The sequence below is a fragment of the Enterococcus villorum genome (assembly GCF_007990225.1).
In the GTDB taxonomy this organism is placed as follows: Bacteria; Bacillota; Bacilli; order Lactobacillales; family Enterococcaceae; genus Enterococcus_B; species Enterococcus_B villorum.
Genome location: NZ_BJWF01000017.1, coordinates 1 through 23,687 on the forward strand (window position 1 = coordinate 1; position 23,687 = coordinate 23,687).

22 protein-coding genes, 2 pseudogenes and 1 riboswitch are annotated in these 23,687 nt (G+C 36.6%); of the genes and pseudogenes, 2 read left to right on the forward strand and 22 right to left on the reverse strand.

Features of this window, described 5'->3' with window-relative positions:
* Nucleotides 1–33: 33 nt before the first annotated feature.
* The 14 genes from EVI01_RS07550 to EVI01_RS07610 form a co-directional block, all read right to left on the reverse strand.
* Nucleotides 34–456 carry a F0F1 ATP synthase subunit epsilon gene (locus EVI01_RS07550; protein WP_010718593.1) on the reverse strand — a complete coding sequence of 141 codons (423 nt, stop codon included), beginning with the start codon at nucleotides 454–456 and terminating at the stop codon, nucleotides 34–36.
* A gap of 13 nt (nucleotides 457–469) precedes the next feature.
* On the reverse strand, nucleotides 470–1,876 hold the full coding sequence (atpD, locus tag EVI01_RS07555) for a F0F1 ATP synthase subunit beta (RefSeq protein WP_010752514.1): 1,407 nt from the start codon (nucleotides 1,874–1,876) through the stop codon (nucleotides 470–472).
* 22 nt (nucleotides 1,877–1,898) lie between these two features.
* Nucleotides 1,899–2,801: a F0F1 ATP synthase subunit gamma gene (locus EVI01_RS07560; protein ID WP_010752515.1), complete on the reverse strand. Its 903-nt coding sequence runs from the start codon at nucleotides 2,799–2,801 to the stop codon at nucleotides 1,899–1,901.
* Between the two features lie 13 nt (nucleotides 2,802–2,814).
* Complete coding sequence (atpA, locus tag EVI01_RS07565) at nucleotides 2,815–4,371, reverse strand: F0F1 ATP synthase subunit alpha (protein ID WP_010752516.1); 1,557 nt, start codon at nucleotides 4,369–4,371, stop codon at nucleotides 2,815–2,817.
* A gap of 22 nt (nucleotides 4,372–4,393) precedes the next feature.
* Complete coding sequence (atpH, locus tag EVI01_RS07570; protein WP_010752517.1) at nucleotides 4,394–4,936, reverse strand: ATP synthase F1 subunit delta; 543 nt, start codon at nucleotides 4,934–4,936, stop codon at nucleotides 4,394–4,396.
* Nucleotides 4,923–5,447: a F0F1 ATP synthase subunit B gene (atpF, locus tag EVI01_RS07575; RefSeq protein WP_010752518.1), complete on the reverse strand. Its 525-nt coding sequence runs from the start codon at nucleotides 5,445–5,447 to the stop codon at nucleotides 4,923–4,925. The genes atpH and atpF overlap by 14 nt, the downstream gene beginning before the upstream one ends.
* Before the next feature lie 209 nt (nucleotides 5,448–5,656).
* Nucleotides 5,657–5,872: an ATP synthase F0 subunit C gene (atpE, locus tag EVI01_RS07580; protein ID WP_010752519.1), complete on the reverse strand. Its 216-nt coding sequence runs from the start codon at nucleotides 5,870–5,872 to the stop codon at nucleotides 5,657–5,659.
* Nucleotides 5,873–5,920: 48 nt separating this feature from the next.
* Nucleotides 5,921–6,640, reverse strand: coding sequence for a F0F1 ATP synthase subunit A (atpB, locus tag EVI01_RS07585; protein WP_010752520.1), 720 nt, complete (start codon nucleotides 6,638–6,640; stop codon nucleotides 5,921–5,923).
* A gap of 300 nt (nucleotides 6,641–6,940) precedes the next feature.
* Complete coding sequence (smpB, locus tag EVI01_RS14080) at nucleotides 6,941–7,405, reverse strand: SsrA-binding protein SmpB (RefSeq protein WP_010752521.1); 465 nt, start codon at nucleotides 7,403–7,405, stop codon at nucleotides 6,941–6,943.
* Between the two features lie 33 nt (nucleotides 7,406–7,438).
* A complete protein-coding gene (gene rnr, locus EVI01_RS07590) occupies nucleotides 7,439–9,802 on the reverse strand; it encodes a ribonuclease R (protein WP_010752522.1) in 2,364 nt (787 codons plus the stop codon).
* Nucleotides 9,799–10,551, reverse strand: coding sequence for an alpha/beta hydrolase (locus EVI01_RS07595; RefSeq protein WP_010752523.1), 753 nt, complete (start codon nucleotides 10,549–10,551; stop codon nucleotides 9,799–9,801). Before EVI01_RS07595 ends, rnr begins: the two co-directional genes overlap by 4 nt.
* Before the next feature lie 297 nt (nucleotides 10,552–10,848).
* Nucleotides 10,849–11,085 (reverse strand): preprotein translocase subunit SecG, encoded by a 237-nt coding sequence (gene secG / locus EVI01_RS07600; protein WP_010752524.1) that lies wholly within the window; start codon nucleotides 11,083–11,085, stop codon nucleotides 10,849–10,851.
* A gap of 240 nt (nucleotides 11,086–11,325) precedes the next feature.
* The gene (locus EVI01_RS07605; RefSeq protein ID WP_010752525.1) at nucleotides 11,326–11,601 is read right to left on the reverse strand and encodes a GNAT family N-acetyltransferase; all 276 of its coding nucleotides are present in this window, start codon (nucleotides 11,599–11,601) and stop codon (nucleotides 11,326–11,328) included.
* Between the two features lie 101 nt (nucleotides 11,602–11,702).
* On the reverse strand, nucleotides 11,703–12,671 hold the full coding sequence (locus EVI01_RS07610) for an alpha/beta hydrolase (RefSeq protein ID WP_010752526.1): 969 nt from the start codon (nucleotides 12,669–12,671) through the stop codon (nucleotides 11,703–11,705).
* A 215-nt stretch (nucleotides 12,672–12,886) separates the two neighbouring features.
* A riboswitch (PreQ1 riboswitch) is annotated at nucleotides 12,887–12,931 on the forward strand.
* 23 nt (nucleotides 12,932–12,954) lie between these two features.
* Between EVI01_RS07610 and EVI01_RS07615 the strand changes: the two genes are divergently transcribed.
* Entirely contained in the window at nucleotides 12,955–13,929 is a 975-nt protein-coding gene (locus EVI01_RS07615; RefSeq protein WP_010752527.1) for a nucleoside hydrolase, read from the forward strand.
* A gap of 5 nt (nucleotides 13,930–13,934) precedes the next feature.
* The gene (locus EVI01_RS07620) at nucleotides 13,935–14,507 is read left to right on the forward strand and encodes an ECF transporter S component (protein ID WP_010752528.1); all 573 of its coding nucleotides are present in this window, start codon (nucleotides 13,935–13,937) and stop codon (nucleotides 14,505–14,507) included.
* Between the two features lie 97 nt (nucleotides 14,508–14,604).
* Here the strand turns inward: EVI01_RS07620 and EVI01_RS07625 are convergent.
* The 8 genes and pseudogenes from EVI01_RS07625 to EVI01_RS07660 form a co-directional block, all read right to left on the reverse strand.
* Nucleotides 14,605–15,743: pseudogene (locus EVI01_RS07625) on the reverse strand (ArgE/DapE family deacylase).
* Nucleotides 15,744–16,113: 370 nt separating this feature from the next.
* Nucleotides 16,114–17,127: an alpha/beta hydrolase gene (locus EVI01_RS07630; RefSeq protein WP_010752531.1), complete on the reverse strand. Its 1,014-nt coding sequence runs from the start codon at nucleotides 17,125–17,127 to the stop codon at nucleotides 16,114–16,116.
* A 249-nt stretch (nucleotides 17,128–17,376) separates the two neighbouring features.
* On the reverse strand, nucleotides 17,377–18,513 hold the full coding sequence (locus EVI01_RS07635; RefSeq protein ID WP_010752532.1) for a hypothetical protein: 1,137 nt from the start codon (nucleotides 18,511–18,513) through the stop codon (nucleotides 17,377–17,379).
* Between the two features lie 379 nt (nucleotides 18,514–18,892).
* Nucleotides 18,893–19,236 (reverse strand): annotated as a pseudogene (locus EVI01_RS07640) (RNA-guided endonuclease TnpB family protein); the annotation flags it as partial.
* An 80-nt stretch (nucleotides 19,237–19,316) separates the two neighbouring features.
* On the reverse strand, nucleotides 19,317–19,553 hold the full coding sequence (gene tnpA, locus EVI01_RS07645) for an IS200/IS605 family transposase (RefSeq protein ID WP_244150158.1): 237 nt from the start codon (nucleotides 19,551–19,553) through the stop codon (nucleotides 19,317–19,319).
* A 608-nt stretch (nucleotides 19,554–20,161) separates the two neighbouring features.
* Nucleotides 20,162–21,460, reverse strand: coding sequence for a phosphopyruvate hydratase (gene eno / locus EVI01_RS07650; RefSeq protein WP_010718611.1), 1,299 nt, complete (start codon nucleotides 21,458–21,460; stop codon nucleotides 20,162–20,164).
* A gap of 115 nt (nucleotides 21,461–21,575) precedes the next feature.
* Entirely contained in the window at nucleotides 21,576–22,331 is a 756-nt protein-coding gene (gene tpiA / locus EVI01_RS07655; protein WP_010752535.1) for a triose-phosphate isomerase, read from the reverse strand.
* Between the two features lie 147 nt (nucleotides 22,332–22,478).
* Nucleotides 22,479–23,669 carry a phosphoglycerate kinase gene (locus EVI01_RS07660; RefSeq protein WP_010752536.1) on the reverse strand — a complete coding sequence of 397 codons (1,191 nt, stop codon included), beginning with the start codon at nucleotides 23,667–23,669 and terminating at the stop codon, nucleotides 22,479–22,481.
* Nucleotides 23,670–23,687 lie beyond the last annotated feature (18 nt).

The window sequence follows — 23,687 nt, forward strand, 5'->3', positions numbered from 1 at the left end:
AATACTCAGAGCTAAGCGGCTCTGTCACAACCTCTACGAATGTTTTGAAACCTTGATTCGGTTGATTGCACGATGCAAGGCAACGGTCGCACGTTTCAATTCATTGGTATCTTCTTTTTCTTTTGCTTCTGCAATTTGTCGTTCGGCGCGTTGTTTTGCTCTTTCAGCACGGGAAACATCAATATCTCTTTCACGTTCCGCGCTATCTGCTACGATAGAAACAACGTTGTCACGAACTTCCATAATTCCGCCATTTACAGCGATCCAGTCTACGTGTGTGTCAGAGTCTGTTCTTTTCACACGTACTTCATCAATCGTTAAAGGAACGATGATGGGCGCATGCTTTGGTAAAATACCAAGTTCACCCGCTGTTGTACGTGCAACGACGATTGCTGCATGGTGATCATAGACCAAACCATCAGGAGTCACCACATTCACAGTTAAATATTGATCCATGGGGCACCCCTTTCTAGTAGCCTAGTTTTTTCGCTTTTTCTACGACGTCTTCTATTCTACCGACACTTCGGAATGCTTCTTCTGGAAGGTCATCGTATTTACCTTCTAAGATTTCACGGAAACCTTTAACCGTTTCTTCTACTGGCACGTAAGAACCAGGAAGTCCAGTAAATTGTTCCGCTACGTTAAAGTTTTGTGACAAGAAGAATTGAACTCTACGTGCACGAGAAACTAAAACTTTTTCTTGATCAGATAATTCATCCATCCCTAAGATTGCAATAATATCTTGCAGTTCACGGTAACGTTGTAATACGTGTTGGACTTCAGTAGCTACTTTATAATGCTCTTCACCTACGATTTCAGGAGCCAAAGCACTTGAAGATGAAGCCAATGGGTCTACGGCTGGGTAGATCCCTTGTTCGGTTAATTTACGTTCCAAGTTTGTTGTTGCATCTAAGTGAGCGAATGCAGTAGCTGGCGCAGGGTCAGTATAGTCATCGGCTGGCACATAAATGGCTTGGATTGATGTAATTGAACCTTTTTTCGTTGAGGTAATCCGTTCTTGTAATTGACCCATTTCTGTTGCTAACGTTGGTTGATAACCAACGGCAGAAGGCATACGACCTAAAAGGGCAGATACTTCTGAACCCGCTTGTGTGAAACGGAAAATATTATCAATAAACAATAGCACATCTTGATCTTCTACGTCACGGAAATATTCAGCGATTGTTAAACCAGTCAATGCAACACGCATACGTGCACCTGGTGGTTCGTTCATTTGTCCGAAGACCATGGCTGTTTTTTCAATAACGCCTGAATCTTTCATTTCGTAATACAAATCATTACCTTCACGAGTACGTTCTCCAACACCGGTAAACACAGAAATACCACCATGTTCTTGGGCAATATTATGAATTAATTCTTGGATCAATACGGTTTTACCTACACCGGCACCACCGAACAAACCAACTTTCCCACCTTTTAAGTAAGGAGCTAACAAATCAATTACTTTGATTCCTGTCTCAAGGATCTCTGTACTTGTACTTAATTCATCAAAGTTTGGCGCTTTTTTATGGATCTCGCTACGTGGCGCATCTTCAGGGAAAGGTGTAGATAAGTCAATCGTGTCTCCTAAAACATTGAACACACGACCTAAAGTTTCATTACCTACTGGCACAGAAATGGCCTTTTCAGTATCAATGACTTCCATCCCACGTTGCAAACCATCTGTTGATTCCATTGCGATTGTACGGATGACACCGTCACCTAATTCTAACGCTGTTTCAAGAACAACTTTTGATTTTTTCTCATCATTTTTATAAACAACTAATGCGTTGTTGATATCTGGTAAGGATTGGTCTAAAGAAAATTCCACGTCGACAACGGGACCGATTACTTGAACAATCTTGCCTGAACTCATCTTTTTTCCTCCAATCTCAATACTATTCTAGTGCCGAAGCTCCGGCAACAATTTCGGTAATTTCTTGGGTAATAGCCCCTTGTCTTGCACGGTTATAAGATACCGTCAAATCATCAATGATAGTTGCAGCATTATCTGTTGCAGTCTTCATCGCAGTCATACCTGCCGCATGTTCTGCTGTTTTTGCATCAACAATTGCACCGTAAATCAAACTTTCCGCATATTGAGGCAACAGTTGAGCCAAAATTTCTTCTTTTGAAGGTTCAAAAATGTATTCTTGGTCAAAAGTCGTTGCTTCTTCTGGGTCTAAATCAGATATTGGTAGCATTTTTTCTACCCGAAATTGACTAGTTAGTGAATTGATATGATGATTGTAGCATACATACAATTCATCAAATACTTCATTTTGGTACATTGTTGTTGCCATACCTACGATTTTACGTACTTCGTCAAAACTTGGTTGATCAGACAAATTGCGTAATTCATAAGCTAAATTAATCCCTCTAGCTTTGAAGAAATCTGCGCCAGTTCCTCCGATAGCAATCATTACGTAATCATCTGGCGACTGATGGTCTTCTTCTAAAATAGACATTGTTTGTTTTAAAATAGAACTATTGTAGCCACCAACTAAACCACCATCAGCTGTAATCACGATGTAGCCAGTTTTCTTTACTGGGCGACTAACCAACATACTATTGTAATTGATATCTCCTCGAGGATTATCAGAAGCAATGTCATTTAGTTGTGTTGCTGTCAAATGAGTGACGATTTCTCTGACTTTGTTTGCATAAATCTGAAACTTCTGGGAAGAAGCTTCAGATTTTGTCAGTTTAGAAGCGGACACCATTTGCATTGCTCGAGTGATTTGACTCGTTTTCTTCGTTGAAGCAATCCGGGTCTTGATTTCATTTAATGAAGCGCCCATTCATCTCACCTCACTATGCATTTTGAATGGATTTCAATTTGTCTTCTGTTGAAGAGGTATTTCCTTTTGTCGCTAAAAATATATCTTTGTATTCTTGAATCGCAGTATTTAACGTTTCTTCATCTGGAAGATCTTTTGTTGTACGAATGGTTTCAAAGATGTCAGAATGGTTCGTATCTAGATATTCAAATAATTCATGTTCAAAATCTAAGATGCTGTCTACTGGAATACTATCTAAGAATCCGTGTGTCAAAGCATATAAGATGACTACTTGCTTTTCAACAGCAAGTGGGGCATGAAGTTTTTGTTTCAAGATTTCAACTGTCCGACGTCCACGATTTAATTTTGCTTGTGTCGCAGCATCTAAATCAGAACCAAATTGTGTAAATGCTTCTAATTCACGATAACTTGCTAAGTCAAGACGTAATGTTCCTGCTACTTTTTTCATAGCTTTGATTTGAGCAGAACCACCAACACGAGAAACGGATAGTCCAGCATCAACCGCTGGACGAGTTCCAGCATAGAACAAATCACTTTCTAAGAAAATTTGTCCATCAGTGATTGAAATCACGTTAGTTGGAATATAAGCAGAGATATCTCCCGCTTGTGTTTCAACAAATGGTAAGGCAGTCATTGAACCGCCACCTAAATCATCACTTAATTTTGCCGCACGTTCCAATAAACGTGAGTGCAAATAGAATACATCCCCTGGATAAGCTTCACGACCTGGAGGACGACGTAATAGTAAGGAAAGTTCACGATAGGCAACAGCTTGTTTTGATAAGTCATCAAAGATAATCAAGACATGTTTGCCGTTATACATGAATTCTTCACCCATTGCAGTTCCTGCATAAGGTGCAATATAAAGCAATGGAGCTGGTTGTGATGCGCCTGCATTGACAACGATTGTGTAATCCATCGCACCATATTTTTTCAATGTTTCCACTTGTGTACGTACAGTGGAATCTTTTTGGCCGATCGCCACATAAATACAGATCATATCTTGACCTTTTTGGTTAAGAATCGTATCAATCGCAATCGATGTTTTACCTGTTTTACGGTCACCGATGACTAATTCACGTTGACCGCGTCCAATTGGAACTAATGCATCAATGGCTTTTAAACCCGTTTGCATTGGTTCATTTACTGATTTACGTTGCATAACACCAGGTGCCATGGCTTCTACCGGACGAGCTTTATCTGTTACGATCTCACCTAGTCCATCAATTGGTTGTCCTAATGGGTTAACGACACGTCCAATCAAAGATTCCCCAACTGGGACTTCCATGATTTTACCGGTTCGTTTTACTTTATCTCCTTCACGAATAGTTTCGAAATCACCAAGGATGATGATCCCTACATCATTTGATTCTAAGTTTTGCGCCATTCCGTATGAGCCGTTTGAAAATTCAAGCAACTCACCACTCATTGCGTTTTCTAACCCATGTGCACGAGCGATTCCGTCACCAACATAAGTCACGGTACCGATTTCTTCGACTGAAAGCACGTTTTGATAATTTTCAATTTGTTCTTTAATCAAGGCACTAATTTCTTCTGCTTTGATAGCCATTCGATTCACCTACCTCTTTGTACTATCTATTTAATTGACTACGCATTTTTTCTAATTGCGTACGAATGCTTCCGTCGATTACTCGATGGTTGGCTTCAACAATTGCCCCACCAATAATAGAAGAATCAACAATTTGTTTTAATTCCACTGTTTGATAGTCCATTGTTTTTGCAACATTCTTTTCTAGTTTTTGTAATTGTTCGTCAGAAAGTGGTACTGCAGTTTTTACACTGCCTAAAAGTAGCCCTTTATATTCATTGTAGCGATGTTCATACTCATCGATCATAAATAATAAATCGGACATACGATTGTAACTATAGACAACTTCTAAAAAGTTTTTTACGATACCGTCGAAACCACTGATCAGTTTATCCATAATGATACGTTTTTCATGAGGTTCTAAGCGGACGTCACTAAGCACGTTGCCTAATCCAGGAACTTCACCGTAGATTTGGCGTAAGCTTAATAATTCTTGGTAAATTTCTTCTGCACTATTTGAATCGATCGCCAGTTCAAACAATGCTTTACCATAGCGTCTACCGACAGTATATTTATCTAGTTTCATTTGAAGAACCTAGACCTTCAATATATTGATTAATTAAAGATTCATGCATCTCTGGAGATAATTCTTTATTCAAGATTTTAGCCGCAATTTGAAGGGATAAATCAGCCACATCATCTTTTACAGAGTTTAACGCTGAATCACGTTCTAACGTGATGTCGGCTTGCGCTTTGCTTTTTAGACGTGCAACTTCTTCTTGTGTATCCTTCAAAATATTTTGACGGCTTAATTCTCCACTTTCTTTCGCATTTTTAATGATGTCAGCAGCATCTGAACGAGAAGCTAACAATTGTTGTTCGCGTTCTTGTTCCATTTTTGCTGCCTTGATGCGAGATTGTTCAGCAGAATCTAAATCATTGGCGATCTTATCTTCACGTTTTTTCAAAATATCGCTGATTGGTCCCCAAGCAAAGTGCTTTAATAGGAACATTAATATCACAAATGAGCCGCTGACAACAATGATGTTACCTAACATCGGATTCCCAACTTCTGCAATTGCCAATTGATTCAGCATAGGCGAGCCTTCCTTTCTTTAAGGTGTATCGTTTGGAGCGTAAAGGAACTTGACGTTTCTTGTTCAGCTTTTTACACACCTTTTATTCTAGTTTGTTAAGAAACAAGCTGTTTTTTACTTCAAAAATAAAAACACCGCTTCTTTCTCAGTTTTCTACAAGGAAAAGAGGATTAGTGACATTTTGTCCCATCCTCGTTTAGTAGAATTGATTAAACGGCGAATACTAGAATTAAGGCAATAACCACACCTAAAATAGGAACAGCTTCAACTAGGGCTACCCCGATAAACATTGTTGTACGTAATTGACCTGACATTTCTGGTTGGCGTGCCATTGATTCAATTGTTTTAGAAATTACTTGACCATTACCATAACCAGCTCCGATAGCTGCTCCCATGATTGCGATTGCTGATGCGATATAATTCATAATTTGTTTCCTCCTAAATAGATAAATAGTAGTTTGTTTAAAACGATGTTATTCTTCTACTTCAATCTTATGGCTCATATACACCATTGATAAAGTGACAAAGACAAATGCTTGGATGCTTCCGATAAACAATGAGAAGGCGATCCAGACCATCTCTAAAGGAATTGCTAACGGTAAAGAGAACCAACCTAAATTGTTCATCATACTTGCAATCAAGGTAAGCAAAACTTCCCCCGCATAGATATTTCCGTAAAGACGTAAAGCAAGTGTTAATAGGTTCGTAAATTCTTCAATTAGTTTCATTGGAAACATAAAACTATATGGTTTCAGGAACGAATTTACAAAATACCCTTTAAAGCCAAGCTTTTTCACCCCGAATAAATGAGTAAGTGTAATCATGACAAATGCCAAAGTTAAAGTAACAAACGGGTCTGCTGTCGGACTTTTCCAAATTGTGGTTTCGCTAGGTAAGACGATTTTTGTGATTAACCCGATATTATTTGCGACAAAGACAAATAAAAATAATGTAAAAGCCAATAAATGAAAATTATTCAATTCTTTTCTAGGCAGGTTATCAGTTACGATCCCACGGGTAAAATCAATGACCCATTCTAGCGCATTTTGTTTTCCCGTTGGCTTCATCTTGAGGTTTCTCGTAAAGAAGTAAACTAAGAAGAAGACAATTAAACAGGTCCATAACACCATCATACAAACAGTACCATCAAACCAAACCGGTCCAATATGGAACGTTAGCGAGCGTTCATCCAATCCATTTCACCTCTTTTCCCTGAATTTCACATAAAATCAAATTCATGTGTACATCTGGTTTTTCTAAATCGTTTTCCAACCAAACGGTATCATACCACCATGAAACAGAAAATTCAAAACATTTTCATGAAAAAACGACATTTTTTTATTTCAGTCTAAAAAATTCCTTTTTCCATGAAAATCATGGTGCTGTATTACAAGAAAAAACCTGTGATATCATGCTTTATCAGATTAAATGCTAACAAATTTTATCATTAAGTAAACCTAAAAGCACCGAATATGCGAAAAAGGATAATGAAATTATCTAGAGAAATTTTTTAATGTTCGATCAATTTGTCGATCGACATCTTTACGTTTTAAATCTTCACGTTTGTCATATGATTTTTTCCCTTTCGCAAGACCAATCAAAACTTTTGCATAGCCATCACGAATATACACTTTTAAAGGCACAATAGTGATCCCCGTATTTTTTGTTTCGCTTTCCAGACGTGTGATTTGCTTTTTGTGCAGTAACAATTTTCTTGTCCGTAAAGGGTCATGATTGAAAATGTTCCCTTGCTCATATGGACTGATATGAACGTTATGCAAAAAAGCTTCGCCATTACGTACTCGAATAAATCCATCTTTGAGGTTTATGCGGCTATTTCGAATGGACTTGATCTCTGTTCCTTGTAAAACCATTCCTGCTTCCATCGTATCGATAATCGAATAATCGTGGCGAGCCTTTTTATTTTGTGCGATTAATTTGCCCTCGCCCTTTGGCATAAGACATTCCTCCAAACTAACATTCTTTTCTATTTACTTCTTCTTTTTCTTTTTAATTCCTTTGTAAAAAGGTTTTTTGCTTTTTTTATTTGTTGCCATCTTCATTTTTTTCCGCTCATTGGTATGAGGGTTCTTTTTCCCGTTTCTTTCTGAGCGAGATTTCAACTGTTTGGTTTGTTGATTTGTGGGACGACCTTTTCTTGCTGTTTTTGGTCGTTCAAGCGGCAGAACTTCTTCAGCTTCAATCAACTCAAAATCAATTGCACGTTCTTCTGGATCAGCTTTTATCACTTTTACACGAACTTTTTGTCCGATTTTAAACGTTAACCCCGTCCGTTCACCAACTAATGCGAGATGATTTTCAATAAAGTGGAAATAATCTTGTTTAAGCTCATTAATATGAACTAATCCTTCAATCGTGTTTGGCAACTCAATAAACAAGCCAAATTTGACGACTGAACTGATGATTCCCTCAAATTCTTCTCCCACTTTATCCATCATAAATTCAGCTTTCTTCATTGCATCAACTTCACGTTCCGCTTCCACTGCCCGGCGCTCCATCTTCGAACTATGATCCGCAATTTCTGGCAATTCAGCTTCCCAATAAGCTTGATTGGTCTCACTTGGATCTTGCCCATAAGAGCGAATCAAGCGATGCACAATCAAATCGGGGTAGCGTCTGATCGGAGAAGTGAAGTGCGTATAATATTCTGCTGCTAAGCCATAGTGACCAAAATTATCTTCTGAGTAGCGTGCTTGTTGCATGCTTCTTAATAACATTGTATTGATCACTGCTGATTCTGGTTTTTCTTCTACATCTTCTACTACTTTTTGTAAATCTTTCGGTGTGATTGTTCCTTTTGTTCCACGCACAACAATTCCCAGTGCGGAGGCAAAATCAAAGAAACGTTGCATTTTTTCTTCCTTTGGTTGTTCGTGAATACGATAAATAAAGGGAAAATGTTGCTTGTTGAAATGCTCAGCTACTGTTTCATTAGCTACTAACATAAACGATTCAATCAATCGTTCACCGACCCCACGACTTCGAAGTAAGATGTCAATGGGGTGCCCATCTGGTTCCACCATAATTTTAGCTTCACGGTCTTCAAAAGAAATAGCCCCACGACGAATCCGCATTGTTTCTAAAATATGGTGCAATTCTTGCATCTCTTGAAACATAGGTACTAGCTGTTCATAACGTTTCATGACAGTTTCATCTTGTTCTTCTAATATTTGATTCACGGCTGTGTAGGTCATGCGCTCTGTCGTTTGAATGACACTTGGAAAGATTTCATGGGAAACAACCTGTCCATTGGGGTCAATTTCCATCTCACAACTCATTGTCAATCTAGGCACATGAGGATTCAATGAACAAATACCATTTGATAGTCTCTGTGGAATCATTGGTATCACACGATCCGTTAAGTATACACTCGTTCCTCTTTCATATGCTTCACGATCCAATTGACTTCCTTGCGTCACATAATAAGAAACATCAGCGATATGAACACCTAAGAAATAATTGCCGTTCGTTAATTTTTTGACAGTTACTGCATCATCTAAATCTTTTGCATCTTCCCCGTCAATTGTTACGATCAACTGGTCTCTTAAGTCTTTACGATCAAGGAGATCCTTTTCGTTAATCTTATCCGGTACCTGATCCGCTTCTGATAATACATCATCTGGAAATTTTGTAGGAATGCCATTTGATACAACGACTGATAAGATATCCATGCCAGGGTCATTTTTGTGTCCAATCACTTGCTTGATAATGCCTTCTAAACTCGTCGCATAATTTTTCTCTGGATAGTGAGTGATCTCGATCATAACAATGCTACCGTCGACCGGACGGACGCCTTCAGCTACAGCATAGACTTTAAATTGATTCATTTTTTTATCTTTCGGTATCACAACTCCATAAAGATCTGTTTCTTTTACCTCTTCATCTGTATAAGCCACAAATTCTCCGGTTAGCTGAGTCGTGGCACGTTGTCGGATTTCCACTACTTTTCCTTCCGCTCCACGATCCATCACAAAATCTGCTGTTTTAATAATGTCTATGGCTACCGTATCACCGTCCATAGCATAACCAGTTGCTTCTTTTGGAATATAAATATCGTCTTCTTCTGGATCAATCGTTACAAATCCAAAACCACGTTCGTTAGCACGAAAAGTCCCTTCGATTAAAACTGGTTTTAATGGTAATTTTACTTTCCCTTTTTTCGTAAAAACCACCATTTGTTCTCTTTCCATCTGTGCGACCGTTTGGACAAGTAATTTAAAGTCTTCGCTTTTTTGTAATCCCAATCCTTGAGCAATTTCTTCCATTGAAAAGCTTTTTTTACGTTCCTTTTCAATAAAGAAAATAATTTTTTCTTTTAAAGTTTCTTTTGTCATATTGATTCCTCATTCCAAGGTAAATTCTCTAGAAATTCCAACACATCTTTTTCCAATAATCTTCTTGATTCACCAACAGTGATCACATGCTTGCTCTGAGGATACCATTGAATCGTCATTCGTTTATCTGCCAATTTTTTTGCTGTTTCATAGACACCAGATGGATCAATCATTTCGTCTTGTCCTGCTTGAGCTAAAAAAACAGGTGCTTGAATTTCATTCAGTTTTTCTTCTGCAATTGCAGCTTGTTTTTGTATTTCTATTAATTGTTGATGAACATGTGGTCGAAGAGAGGTAACAGTTTCTTCAATTACTTGCTCCGATTTTCCTGCAGCCTTTAGCACATAACGCTCGTAACGCTCAAAATTTTCTGGCACATGATTTTCAACTGGAGAAATAGGCGAACAGAAAAAACCGCCGCCAATCATTTGTAACTCCTCCATTGCACGGATCGCAAAAATCCCCCCCATTGATAAACCAAAAACAGCAATTTGAGAAAATCCCTCTGATTCTAAAAAATGAATCGCTTGTTTGGTATCTTCCCACCAAGTTTCAGTTTTTTGTGTCAAGATATCTTGGGGATTTAGGGTGCCGTGTCCAGTAAATAAGGGCGCATAGACAGTGTATTCAGATTTTTCCAAGTAGCGTGCCAACATGCGAACATCATTAGGACTGCCAGAATAGGCATGCAACAATAAAACCGCGCGCTGACCGTGTTTTACATAAAGGGGTTTTGGTAGACTTTTCATTTTGCTCACCTCGTGCTTTTCATTTTACCATAAATGGAGGATCTCTTATGGCAAATCAGCTTTTTCACAATAAAAAAAGAGCCGAGACCTCTGTCACTGCTCTTCAAGAAATAGCTTATCTTTTTTTCCCATGCGTCATCATAAAATAAATACTCTAAAGAAGCCGAAATTTTTCGAAAAAAGACATTCATTTCGAACATTCCGACTCGGATGCTAAAAAACAACTATCAGACTTTCAATTGATTTTGTCTTAGAATTAAGAGTCATCCATCGCTCATTAATTGTTTAAAGCAATTTTTATTTAGAAGATAAAAAGGCAAGTACAAACAATAAAATCATCCAAATTGCACCCATAAATGCGGTTGAACGTTGCATGACTGCTTCGAATCCACGCGCTTTTTGTTTACCGAATAATTGATCCGCACCGCCTGTAAATGCACTTGCTGCACTATTTTGTTTACTTGGTTGCATCATAATAGCAATCACCATCACAATAGATAAAACAATCACGATCCCTAAAATTAAATTATACATAGAACAGCCTCCTTTCTACAAAATATCATCCCTTTTACTTTATCATATAAAAAAAACTCTGACAACCACCTAAGTTAAAAGAACCTCTGCCTTTATACTTTGGTCGTATCCCAAAACGAATAGTTGTCACAAGACAAATAAACCAAAACCTAAAAAATACTTAGCTGTTTTTTTAGATTTCAGTTTATTTTTATTTAAAATATTTTGCTCAAATCTTCTGCTCTTTTTTTCGCCAATCCATTACTTGTGAAGTACATCTTGGTATTCTGATTTTCTTTCAAATTCTTTTTTAGCATATGGACATAATGGAATAATTTTTTTACCTTCTCGTCTGGCCAATTCGACACCAGAAAAAACCAATTTCTCTGCTAATTTTTGCACGCGATATTCTGGATCAACGAATGTATGGTCAATAATCATTACATCCGGACCTGCATCAGACCAAGTCATTTCTCCAATTTCTTGTGCATCATCATTTAGTAGTACCAATCGATTTTGTTCTTCTTTAATTTCCATTATTTGTCACTCCTTGTCTCAACCCAATCATTTGTTCTTCTTAATTTTAACAGTCTGTTGCTAGACAAACAATTATTTATACTTAGAGACAAGTGTGAGGATTATAAATGGATGCGCTGTTCAATAAATGAAAAAACGACAGTCCAGTAGGTATTAGAATCTTTAACTGCAGCTTCTAAGTGCTGCCCATCTGGTACCAAGTATAGTTCATTTTCACCTGCTGTTGCGTTTTGGATCGTATAAGCTGCAGCCACTGGCACAAAATGATCCTCTTCTCCATGAATAATCAACAAAGGAAGATGATTGCTCCCCAACTGACGTGTTGCTGAAGCTTGCTTTAATGAATAACCCGCATATTTTTTTGCGTAACGATTGGCATAACGCATGATTGTTTTTTGAGGAAGAAAAGTTAATTTACTCAACATGTACCTAAATTCTGCGTATACAGAGACGAATCCACTGTCAAGAATAAATCCACGGACAGCCTCTGGTAATTTTTCGCCACTCGCCATCATAATAGCAGTTGCTCCCATTGAACTACCGTGCAAAATAATGGATGCTTCAGGTTGTTCATTTAAGATATAGCGAATCCAAATAATCAAATCCAAGCGATCCAGCCACCCCATACCGATAATTTCGCCTTCACTTTTTCCATGAGCACGTAAGTCAGGGATCAATACATTAAAACCTTTTTCTGCATATTTTTCCCCGATGTAAGACATGTCCGTTTTTCCATTACTCCGATAATCATGGACACAAATAACCCACTTTTTATCAGATGGAGAAAAATGGAAAACTCGTCCAATCAGTTTTAAGCCGTCCTGACTTTTTACTTCAATTTCTTTTCCTTTTTCCCAGAAATCTGCAGCTTTATTTTCCGCAATTTGCCGTTGTTTTTTGACAACAGTGAAAGCGGAAGGATCCATTAATTGATGTCCCGTTTTCTCATACCAATTGTTTCCTCGCTGCAGGCCTGATTTAATTAGCTTTTGCGCATAATAAGAAGAAAGGCCTTGATAAATGACTACGCATAATAGAAGTACCACTACAATAAGATAAAAGACAATCACTTATCTCCCCTACTTTCTATAAAAGTTTTCTTTATTCTCTCTATCTTTTTTTCTCTTTTTATTTATTGTAACATTTTCTAAAAAAATGACTCAAGTATTCTCCTTATTTCCATGTAAACTTAATCTCAACAAAATAAAATAGAAGATTAAAATAACATTTACAAATTATTTAAAAGCCAGTATACTAGTTGGGTGCATTGTAATCAAGGCTTATCCTTGGACTGGTTCGGAAACTTCCCAGAATAAAAAACTAAGTATCTCTAAAGAAAGGAGATTGGAAATAATGCGAAAAGTAATTATTGACTGTGATCCTGGAATCGATGACACTTTAGCACTTTTATTAGCGATTAAATCACCCGAGATTGAAGTTGTCGCTATCACCACGGTCTGTGGAAATGTCCCGGTTGAAATTGGTAGCCAAAATGTTTTCAAGTGCTTAAAGCGTTGTAATCGTTTAGATATCCCTGTCTATCAAGGGATGGCTAAGCCTCTGCAACAAGCATTTGTAAGCGCACAAGACACTCACGGGCTAGATGGATTAGGTGAAACAAATTTTGCTAAAGTACAAGAAAAACAGGTAGAAAAACAATCAGCCGTTGAATTTTTAGCGACATACTTTTCTAATCAAACAGACACCTCTATTATTGCGCTTGGTCCTTTGACCAATATCGCATGTGCACTGATGAAAAATCCAAATTTAGGCAAGCACTTAGATCGTTTTGTTACGATGGGAGGCACCTACAAAAGCCACGGAAACTGTTCACCAGTAGCGGAATACAATTATTGGTGTGATCCTGATGCAGCAGCCTTTGTCTTTAAACACTTAGGTAAGCTGATTGAAATGGTCGGACTAGATGTCACTAGAGAAATTGTTTTAACACCTACTTTACTGGAATATTGCTGTCAAATCAATCCTGATGAAGGCGCCTACTTAAAAGCGATTACTCGTTTTTATTTTGACTTTCATTGGCAACAAGAAAGAATTCTCGGTTGTGTCATCAATGATCCTTTAGCCGTTGCCTATTTTATTGATGGCAGTATTTGTCATGGCTTTAAAAGTTATACCGCTGTTGAAAAGCAAGGGATCAGTCGCGGACAAACACTCGTTGATCGCTTTGATTTTTGGCAAAAAAAACCAAATAGTATGATTCTGACAGAAGTAGACACTCATCTATTTTTCTGGAAGTTTTTGACCATTCTTTTAAATGCACAAGAAGAAATGATTAAAAAAGATCTGGAAAGATTAAAGATGGGATGAATAATATGTCAAAAAAAAGAATAACAACAAGAATGATCACCATTGTCGCTTTATGTATTGGAATCAATTATCTTGGTGGTACCATTGCTTTATGGCTCCGCTTACCGATTTATCTTGATTCAATAGGAACCATTTTTGCTGGTACTTTACTTGGTCCGATTTTTGGCCTATTGACGGGTTTGATCAGCGGTGTACTCAGTGGCGTGACAACAGATATTTTTTCCCTATACTATTCACCTGTTCAAATAGTCACAGGTTTACTTGCTGGCATCCTTTTTCATGGTCGCTTATATCAGAATAAAAATCGCTGGACTTTGATCTTTTGGGCACTTATTTTATCAATCCCAGGTACGATCATTTCTTCTCTGATTACAGTAAAACTTTTTGGTGGCATCACTTCTTCTGGTTCAAGTATGATCGTTCAAGTGTTACACGGATTAGGAATAAATCAAATAATCAGCACGATCCTCGTCCAAATTGGTACAGATTACTTAGATCGGTTACTCTCTTTGCTGGTGGTGACTCTAGTGGTCGTTTCCTTAATCAAGAGAGGTCACAAACTGAAATCTTTTTCCTAAGGTAACTACGAAAAAATAGACTTTCTGTCACTGATAAATTAGAAAACTTTAAAAAGGAGCTGACCGTAATCAGCTCCTTTTTAGTACATTCTATATTTTATGCTAAATAAGACAAAATGATCGCTTGATATTTATCAATCATCTCTAAATAATTATCAATTTCCACATACTCATTGATCTGATGAGGAAGCGTAACAACTCCTGGTCCGAAAACAACGAAATCAAAGGCATGACTAGATTTTGTAAATTCAGCCGCATCTGTTGTTCCTACCGCACCGACTAGAGGCAATGGTTGTTCGAATTGCTCTTGAATACAGCGAATCAAATGAGAATCCGGATCAGCTTTCACAGGGATTTTATTATAATCGATCTTTAACTCTAACTGATATTTAGCGACCTCATTCAATTCGTTAATTATTTTTTGTAACAAAGCAATCGTTTTCTCATTTGAAAACTCTGGAATCGAGCGAATATTTCCTTGAAGACGTGCTTGGCTTGGGATACTATTGACCTGATTTCCCCCACTAATCACTGTTATATTATGAATGGGTTGACCTAATACAGGATTTTGAAATTCTTAGCTATGCGATTCATTTTTTCGTTAACTCTCGTTATAAATTCATTTAAATGATTGATTGCATTATAACCTTCTTGTGGCATTGAACTATGCGCTTCTTTTCCATGTGAAATGACTGTATAGTTAATCGAACCCATATGGGTGTACATTAAATTGTAGTTGGTTGGTTCTCCGATGATCAATCCATCTAAGTCATCTAGGTAACCTTCTTTTGTTAACTGCTCACTCCCTAATTCACCGATTTCTTCTCCTACCGTGGCTAATAATTTGACCGTTCCATTAAAAGTCTGTCCAGATTCTTTCAATTCGATCATTGCAATCACCATTGCGGCCAATCCACTCTTCATATCCGTTGTTCCTCGTCCATAAAGACGGTTTTCGTGTATTTCTGCTGCAAAAGGTGGATATATCCAAGCTGATTCATCACCGGCGGATACAACGTCCATATGCCCGGATAAACCGAGAACTTTCTTTTGGTATCCGTTTTCAAAACTAGCCACCAAATTATCGCGTCCGTCTGAGTAGGAAACCATCTTTCCTTCAATGCCATACCTATTTAAAAGTTGTTTTAAATATTCAGCTACCTCTCTTTCATTACCATTTACTGAGTTGATTCGAACGATTTCTTGCAAAATAGAAATTTTTTCTTCTTTTTCCATTATTACATCACTCCTAACATTTCTTTATTCTACTCTACCATAATTACTTAATCCGATCTAGATTTTCAAACACAACCAACGTTCAGCCTAAACGCTATCAAAGTTAGGTCCAAAAAAAAGACAATGTTCCACTTTTTTCTAGTTCTTCAAATAAAATAGATAATGGTATAAAAATATCCCCGAAAAAAGTCTACTAAGATAAAAAATCTCGAAACCTTTTTATGTTTCGAGATTTTTTCGTTTATGATTATGATATATCTAAATTAAAACAAGCATTTTTGGATAATCTAGTGTTTTTCGTCTAATCAACTTCCCAAAAAATTCAGACATAAACTCTTTTTGGCAACTATCTATCTTTGATATTTTTGCATTAATTCCCCAACAAGCTTTTAATAAAAGCTTGAGTTTGTTCATAGTATTTTTTTGATTCTGGCAAAGAATAATCAAATTGATATTCATGACTGACTTCTTTTTCCTCATCTTTAAAGAATAAACCTTTTACAGGCACCTTCAGTGCTTCTAATTTCTTTTCTAATGCGATCCCTTGGTCTTGGAAGGAATAGGCATTCCCATCTGTAATATAAGTTGGTGGAAAATCTTTGGTGACATGATCGACTAAACTCGCTTGAAACAAACGATCATCATTCTTCCAGTCTTTTTGTCCTAAGAGTGACCAAGCCACGGTTCGAACAAAGAAACGCATAAATCGGTTATCAGATTGTTGTTTAGCAACTTGCTGTAAATCCACAGGCCCACAATAGGAGAGTGTTCCTTTGATCGTTTCTGGATCGACAATTTGTTTCATCTTCATTTCTTTTGCATAATTTTTATTTGTTTGTATCGTCACGTATTGTAAAGCAATTTGAGCACCTGCGCTATCTCCACCAAAGAGAACGTTGGACAGATCTAACATTGCTTTTTTATCCTTTTTTAATTGCTGAACCAATTCATTGACTTGCATCACCTGATTTGGGTATTGTGAGTTTGGTGCTGGTTCATAGTTCATGGTCACTACGGCTATTTGTGCATCTGCAGCTAATTTTGTCGCAAATTCTTTGACACCCACCTTGTCACCGATTACATACCCACCACCATGTACCCAGATTAAGACTGGCACAGCTTTTTCGCTATTTTTTGGATAGTAGATATCATAAGTATTTTTCTTATATTTGGATGGATAAACTTCATCTTCTATTACGTGAACGGATGCCTTTGCTTTATTATAATTTGCTTCATCCGTAATAGTAATCGTGTCACTAAATAAATGTCCAATCACATAAGCTCCAGGTTTTGGTGAAACTTGAAAGGCTATAATAACCAATAAAATGATACCAACAATGGAAATTCCCAACCATTTTAACCCCTTAAAAATCTTAGCTTTCATTTCTTTTCCTCATTATTCTATTTTCTATTTGTCGATAACATCTTAGCAAGAAATAGAATATTTGTAAATTCGCTTAGAATATTATTTCTTCGTATGTTTCTCATTTTAAAGTCTCTTTATAATATAACTATCATTATATTAGTAATTATTAGCTTTCAAAAAAATTATTGTTAAGATATTGTGCAAATACTATTTATTATTACACAGGTATATAAATATCAAAAATAAAAAAATAGGTATTTTTTTTATTTAACTCAACTCTTCCCTGCTTTTGCTGGGAGAAGGACCAGAACGAACTGAATATAAGTTTATAGCTTCATTCGTTTTAGCATTTAACTTTATCTCATCAAGAGACCACTTACTAGAGCTTTTCATTGGTGGCGTTTTCGCTGAGAAAAAAGCGTTAAATTCCTTAGCAATTTGTAAAGAAATTTCCTCTTTTTTCTTTATATATTTTCTTTTTTGCGCTATATACATAATTTTATGTACTGGATTTTTCCAACTGTTCCATTCAGGAGTTAATTTTGGTAATACTTTTTCTTTTTGTTCTTTTCGCTTTAAATAATAACTAAAAATTTCGTCTAAATATTTATTTTGTTCACTGTTGGTCCCTTTTAAAGCTTTTAAAAAGCACTCACGCATTTGAAAAAGAGAGCAGAGCTTTATTTGTTTATTCGTTTCAAATATGTTTTGATGACAATTAGATAGTGCCATTCTAAGTGAAGTTTCTGCACCAGCTACTATACAATTACCCATAGTTTGTTTACTCAATTTAATAGGCAAGATTTTCAATTTTTTTTCATTTGACAACGCCATAATTTTCTTTAAAATCCCATACGCTTTATTGATATCAAACGTTGGAACATAGTCAAAAGTAGTTTTACTATCAAGGAGCAACGCACTAAAATCTTCTAATTTATCTTGGGAAATTGTGACGTAACCTCCATTTTTACTATTAAATAATTTTTCTTTATCAATCATTGTTACAATATATTCATTTTCCATCTTATATACAATTAGTGAAGAAGTATGCCTAGAATTTTTTTGATTAGTCAAAGTAAGATAACTAACTGGAACAATAATAAAAGAAGTAGGATCGTTTTTTTCTAAAGTTCCAAACAAATTCTGGATATCTTCTTTTTTTTTTGTATTATAAAAATCAATTGTACGTTGAAGTGATTGGATGACTTGCGGTTTGCTTTCGTTATTAATAAAAGTATTATGTTCAGAATCTTTAATCATTTTTATGTAAATAGAAAATAATGACTGATAATGGTCTCTGCCTCCTGCGCCACGTGATTTGAATTTATTATTGTCTTCCAGCCCTAATGTAAGCGCTAAAATTTCAGCTTGACGTTCAAAATTTTTTAAATTTTTAGTTGTCATCTAGATAAAACACATCCTTTCATTTTGATAACTTATTACTTTATCGTCATTATACATGATTAATAATATATAACGAATATAATTTTTACTAATATAAAAAATTAATTTTACTAAAAATTCATTTCAATTATATAACCAATATTCATTTTCATACTATGACTTGTGAACCACTCACCACTTAGCTAAACCTAACGATTTTTAACACTTGTAGTGAGAGCTTCTTGGGAAGAGAGCCTACTTGATCGCTTGTTTTTTTACTAACAGCGGTGTCTCTTATTAACCAAGCTATCCCCGTAGTGCCTATGGTTCTTTCTTTTATCTATGCTAATTGTTTTAGTCTTAGATCTTCAGTCAGAATATTGATACTTTCATTGATATCTCAGTCATGATGGGTATGACAAATAAGGCAGGTCCATTCTCGATTTCGAGGGATTTCTTATCGTCTTTTTGTCCGCGTTTTGAGCAAATTTGACTAGATGGAAACCACTTATCCACTTTGATGATTTTCCGACCGTACCAGTCCGCTCTGTATTGTAATTTAGTCATAAAACTAGACCAAGGAACATCCGAAATACTTTTCGCTAGTTTATGATTACGCAACATCCCTTTTGTATTTAAGTCTTCCATACAGATAATATCGTGGGCTTCTGTACTTAACTTATTCAGAAAATCAGTGCGCTGATTCATTACTTTCTCGTGTAAATGTGCCAATTTCTTTTGTTGGATAGGTTCTGAATTTATATGCTTTTAGCCGTTCCATAAACTTCACCTCTCTGTTTGTGATTGTCTCCTTGATTTTGAAACTATTTCTCGATGACCTCACTAGGTGCACCACCAGTTGTCAAAAGGCAAAAACTTTTAGACCAAAATATTTCTTTCCAAGAAAACTGTTTGACTCGTGGAAAGTCACATTTGATCAAACGTGAACAGGCACTTTCATAGGCATGGATGAATTTTGTTCGTTCTGTTTTAGGTTGTGCTTTGAATATGAGATGAACATGGTTCCACTCAACTAAAGTGATGTGATAAGCTTCTGCAATTCGTACAAGATGATAATAGCGTAGAAATACTGAATGATTATCAGTCTCTCATTCCATGTGATATCTGCTCATTTCTTATATAAACTGATTATAATATAAAGCAAAATAAAAAGGCAATAAGCCTTATGTGTCGTCTTCGATCTCCCTACGATACCCTCATACAAAAACGGCATTCATCACCCACCTATAGAGAATGGGCGACTTCTGCCAGAATTAAGTTAAAAAATTTAGATCAACATCACCTTGTTCAAAAAAAAAAAAAACAAATCTTCTAAAGCTAATATACATAAATCAACTATTATAAGTAGATTTCTTTATTTTTCTCCTCGCTTTTATTAGCGTTCCCTCTCCCATGCTATGCTTTCAAAAGTTATTTTCTTTATTTTTATATCCATCGTATTCATTTATTTATTTCCAACGTTAGAAGTTTTATGTAAATGCTTCATTTTTAACTACTATTTTTTATTGCTTTTTGCTCATTAAGATGAGACCTCAATAATCTATATTTTTTGAAGAGTCTTTTTTTAAAAAAAGACTCTTCAAAAGAAGAGTCTCCAGAATATTAAAACAACTTTTAATACTAAAAAATAAGATTTTCTAGTTAAAAATTATTTGTTTTTTAAGTTGTAGAAAGATTTCAAACCTTTGTATTCAGCAACTTCACCAAGTTGATCTTCGATACGTAATAATTGATTGTATTTAGCAATACGGTCAGTACGTGAAAGAGAACCTGTTTTGATTTGGCCAGCGTTTGTTGCAACAGCAATATCAGAGATTGTTGAATCTTCTGTTTCACCAGAACGGTGAGAAACAACTGCTGTGTAACCAGCTTCTTTAGCCATTTCGATTGCTTCAAAAGTTTCTGTCAAAGTACCGATTTGGTTTACTTTGATAAGGATTGAGTTAGCGATTCCTTTTTCAATACCTTCAGATAATTTTTGAGTGTTTGTTACGAACAAGTCGTCACCAACTAATTGAACTTTGTCGCCTAATACGTCAGTTAATTTCTTGAATCCGTCCCAGTCGTTTTCGTCTAAGCCGTCTTCGATTGAGATGATTGGATATTTAGAAACTAATTCTTCGTAGAATTTGATCATTTCGTCCGTTGTTTTTTCGCCTTCGCCTGAATCAGCTAATACGTAAACACCTTTTTCTTTGTCGTAGAATTCTGAAGAAGCAGCATCCATAGCAAGAACAACATCTTTACCAGGTACATAGCCAGCTTTTTCGATTGCTTCGATGATTACTTCGAATCCTTCTTCGTTTGAACCAAGGTTAGGAGCAAATCCACCTTCGTCACCAACAGAAGTAGCTAATCCACGAGATTTCAAGATTGCTGCTAATGCGTGGAATACTTCTGCACCCATACGTAATGCTTCTTTGAATGTTGGAGCGCCAACAGGCATGATCATAAATTCTTGGAAGTCGATTGAGTTATCTGCATGTGATCCACCGTTGATGATGTTCATCATTGGAGTTGGTAAAACTTTTGTATTGAATCCGCCTAGGTAGTGGTATAAAGGTACTTCTAGGTAGTCAGCAGCTGCGCGAGCTACAGCGATAGATACACCTAAAATAGCGTTTGCGCCTAATTTACCTTTATTAGGAGTTCCGTCTAAAGCGATCATAGCTTTATCGATAGCCATTTGGTCACGTACATCGTAGCCAATGATTGCTTCAGCAATGATGTTGTTTACGTTATCAACAGCTTTAGTTACACCTTTACCGCCATAACGAGCTTTGTCTCCGTCACGTAGTTCAACTGCTTCGTATTCACCAGTTGAAGCACCTGAAGGAACCATTCCACGGCCAAAAGCTCCGCTTTCTGTGTATACTTCTACTTCGATTGTTGGGTTTCCGCGTGAGTCTAAGATCTCGCGAGCGTAAACATCAGTAATAATTGACATGTTTTGTCTCTCCTTTGAGTTTGTTTTTTCCTAAGGGATTTCCCTCATATACGATTTTAGTTAATTTTTTACGTTAGTGCAAACATTTCTTGCATTTTTCGCAAATTTTCACCAATTATTTTACAGCATCTAATAATGCTAAGAATGAATCAGCTTGTAAGCTTGCGCCACCAACTAATGCACCATCAACATTTTCTTTTGCCATGTATTCAGCGATGTTTTCTGGTTTAACAGATCCACCGTATTGGATACGTACAGCATCAGAAACTTCTTTGCCGTATAATTTTTCAACTGTTTGACGAACAACGCCACAGATTTCATCAGCGATTTGAGCATCTGCAGATTTACCGGTACCGATTGCCCAGATTGGTTCATAAGCAATAACCATGTTACTTACTTGACCATCTGTTAAGCCTTCAAGACCTGCAGTGATTTGTCCTTCAATCCATTCCGCAGTTTTTCCTGCTTCATAAGTTTCTAAAGATTCACCACAGCAAAGGATTGGAATCATACCATTTGCAAAAATTGCTTTTGCTTTTTTGTTGATATCTTCATCTGTTTCGTGGAAATATTCACGGCGTTCTGAATGACCGATGATTACATAGTCAACACCTAAGTCTGCTAAAGCAGCTGGTGAAGTTTCACCTGTGAACGCACCTGAGTTTTCCCAGTAGCAATTTTGAGCTGAGATTTTCAATTCTGTTCCTTCAGCTGAAGCCATTAATTCTTGTAAGAACAAAGCTGGAGATCCGATAACAGAATCTACTTTATCGTTTGAAGGGATATTGTTTTTCACTGCTTCAGCAAATTCTTTTGCTTCAGATGCAGTTTTATTCATTTTCCAGTTACCAGCGATAATTGGTTTACGCATGATGTGCACTCCTATTCAAAATGTAAAAGGAACGTAGAGTAAAAAACTCACATCGCTTTTCTCTTACATTTTTATTTATTTGTTAATGTTTGACAGTTTAAGTTCCTTGTTGGATTGCTCCTGCGGTTACTCGTCGCAATTTTTTGATTATTTATCGTTGATTGCTGCTAGTCCAGGTAATTCTTTACCTTCTAATAGTTCTAAGCTTGCGCCGCCACCTGTTGAGATATGTGTGAATTTATCCGCAAATCCTAGTTGTTCTGCTGCTGCTGCTGAGTCTCCACCACCGATAATGGTTGTTGCATCTTCAAGGTTCGCAATAGCTTCACAAACACCAATTGTACCTTTTGCAAAATTACTCATTTCAAACACACCCATCGGTCCGTTCCAAACAACTGTTTTTGCACCTTGTAAAGTATCCGCAAATAATTTCACTGATGCAGGGCCGATGTCTAATGCCATTAAACCTTCAGGAATGTCTCCTTCGATTACTTGAGTTTCAACATCGTTTGAAAATTCTGGTGCACAAACGTTGTCAATTGGTAATACAAGTTTGTCTCCAGCTTTTTCGATCAAATCTTTGGCTAAAGCTACTTTGTCAGCTTCCACTAAAGAGTTACCAATTTTGATTCCTTTTGCTTCGTAAAATGTATAAGTCATTCCGCCACCGATCAAGATTTTGTCCGCCTTAGGAATCAAGTTCTCGATAACACCAATTTTATCAGAAACTTTTGCTCCACCTAAGATTGCGATCATTGGACGTTTTGGTTCTTCTACTGCTTCACCGATGAATTTGATTTCTTTTTCCATTAAGAATCCAGCAACTGTTGGAATACCAGTTGAAGCAATTCCTACGTTAGAAGCATGTGCACGGTGAGCTGTACCAAATGCATCATTGACAAATACATCGCCTAATGAAGCCCAGTATTTACCTAAATCTGCATCATTTTTGCTTTCTTTTTTACCATCAACATCTTCAAAACGAGTGTTTTCAAAGACCACAACATCGCCGTCTTTCATGTTGTTGATAGCAGTTTCTAATTCTTCGCCACGAGTTTCAGGAACAAAAGTTACTTCTTTTCCTAATAATTCGCCCAAACGTTTCGCCACAGGAGCTAAAGATTTACCTGCTTTGTCTTCTTCTGTTTTCACACGTCCTAGGTGAGAAAATAGAATAGCTTTTCCGCCTTGTTCTAAAACATAATTGATTGTTGGTAAAGCAGCTTTGATACGTGTGTCATCAGTGATCACGCCGTCTTTCAAAGGCACGTTAAAGTCAACACGAACAAGAACTTTTTTGTCTTTTAAATCGATATCTTTCACTGTTTTTTTAGCCATTTTATGACCTCCTAAATA

Bases quoted from the DNA above. Each gene is read 5' to 3' on its own strand.
- EVI01_RS07550 (WP_010718593.1), bottom strand. From the start codon at position 456: ATGGATCAATATTTAACTGTGAATGTGGTGACTCCTGATGGTTTGGTC.
- atpD (WP_010752514.1), bottom strand. From the start codon at position 1,876: ATGAGTTCAGGCAAGATTGTTCAAGTAATCGGTCCCGTTGTCGACGTG.
- EVI01_RS07560 (WP_010752515.1), bottom strand. From the start codon at position 2,801: ATGGGCGCTTCATTAAATGAAATCAAGACCCGGATTGCTTCAACGAAG.
- atpA (WP_010752516.1), bottom strand. From the start codon at position 4,371: ATGGCTATCAAAGCAGAAGAAATTAGTGCCTTGATTAAAGAACAAATT.
- atpH (WP_010752517.1), bottom strand. From the start codon at position 4,936: ATGAAACTAGATAAATATACTGTCGGTAGACGCTATGGTAAAGCATTG.
- atpF (WP_010752518.1), bottom strand. From the start codon at position 5,447: ATGCTGAATCAATTGGCAATTGCAGAAGTTGGGAATCCGATGTTAGGT.
- atpE (WP_010752519.1), bottom strand. From the start codon at position 5,872: ATGAATTATATCGCATCAGCAATCGCAATCATGGGAGCAGCTATCGGA.
- smpB (WP_010752521.1), bottom strand. From the start codon at position 7,405: ATGCCAAAGGGCGAGGGCAAATTAATCGCACAAAATAAAAAGGCTCGC.
- rnr (WP_010752522.1), bottom strand. From the start codon at position 9,802: ATGACAAAAGAAACTTTAAAAGAAAAAATTATTTTCTTTATTGAAAAG.
- EVI01_RS07595 (WP_010752523.1), bottom strand. From the start codon at position 10,551: ATGAAAAGTCTACCAAAACCCCTTTATGTAAAACACGGTCAGCGCGCG.
- secG (WP_010752524.1), bottom strand. From the start codon at position 11,085: ATGTATAATTTAATTTTAGGGATCGTGATTGTTTTATCTATTGTGATG.
- EVI01_RS07605 (WP_010752525.1), bottom strand. From the start codon at position 11,601: ATGGAAATTAAAGAAGAACAAAATCGATTGGTACTACTAAATGATGAT.
- EVI01_RS07615 (WP_010752527.1), top strand. From the start codon at position 12,955: ATGCGAAAAGTAATTATTGACTGTGATCCTGGAATCGATGACACTTTA.
- EVI01_RS07620 (WP_010752528.1), top strand. From the start codon at position 13,935: ATGTCAAAAAAAAGAATAACAACAAGAATGATCACCATTGTCGCTTTA.
- EVI01_RS07630 (WP_010752531.1), bottom strand. From the start codon at position 17,127: ATGAAAGCTAAGATTTTTAAGGGGTTAAAATGGTTGGGAATTTCCATT.
- EVI01_RS07635 (WP_010752532.1), bottom strand. From the start codon at position 18,513: ATGACAACTAAAAATTTAAAAAATTTTGAACGTCAAGCTGAAATTTTA.
- eno (WP_010718611.1), bottom strand. From the start codon at position 21,460: ATGTCAATTATTACTGATGTTTACGCTCGCGAGATCTTAGACTCACGC.
- tpiA (WP_010752535.1), bottom strand. From the start codon at position 22,331: ATGCGTAAACCAATTATCGCTGGTAACTGGAAAATGAATAAAACTGCA.
- EVI01_RS07660 (WP_010752536.1), bottom strand. From the start codon at position 23,669: ATGGCTAAAAAAACAGTGAAAGATATCGATTTAAAAGACAAAAAAGTT.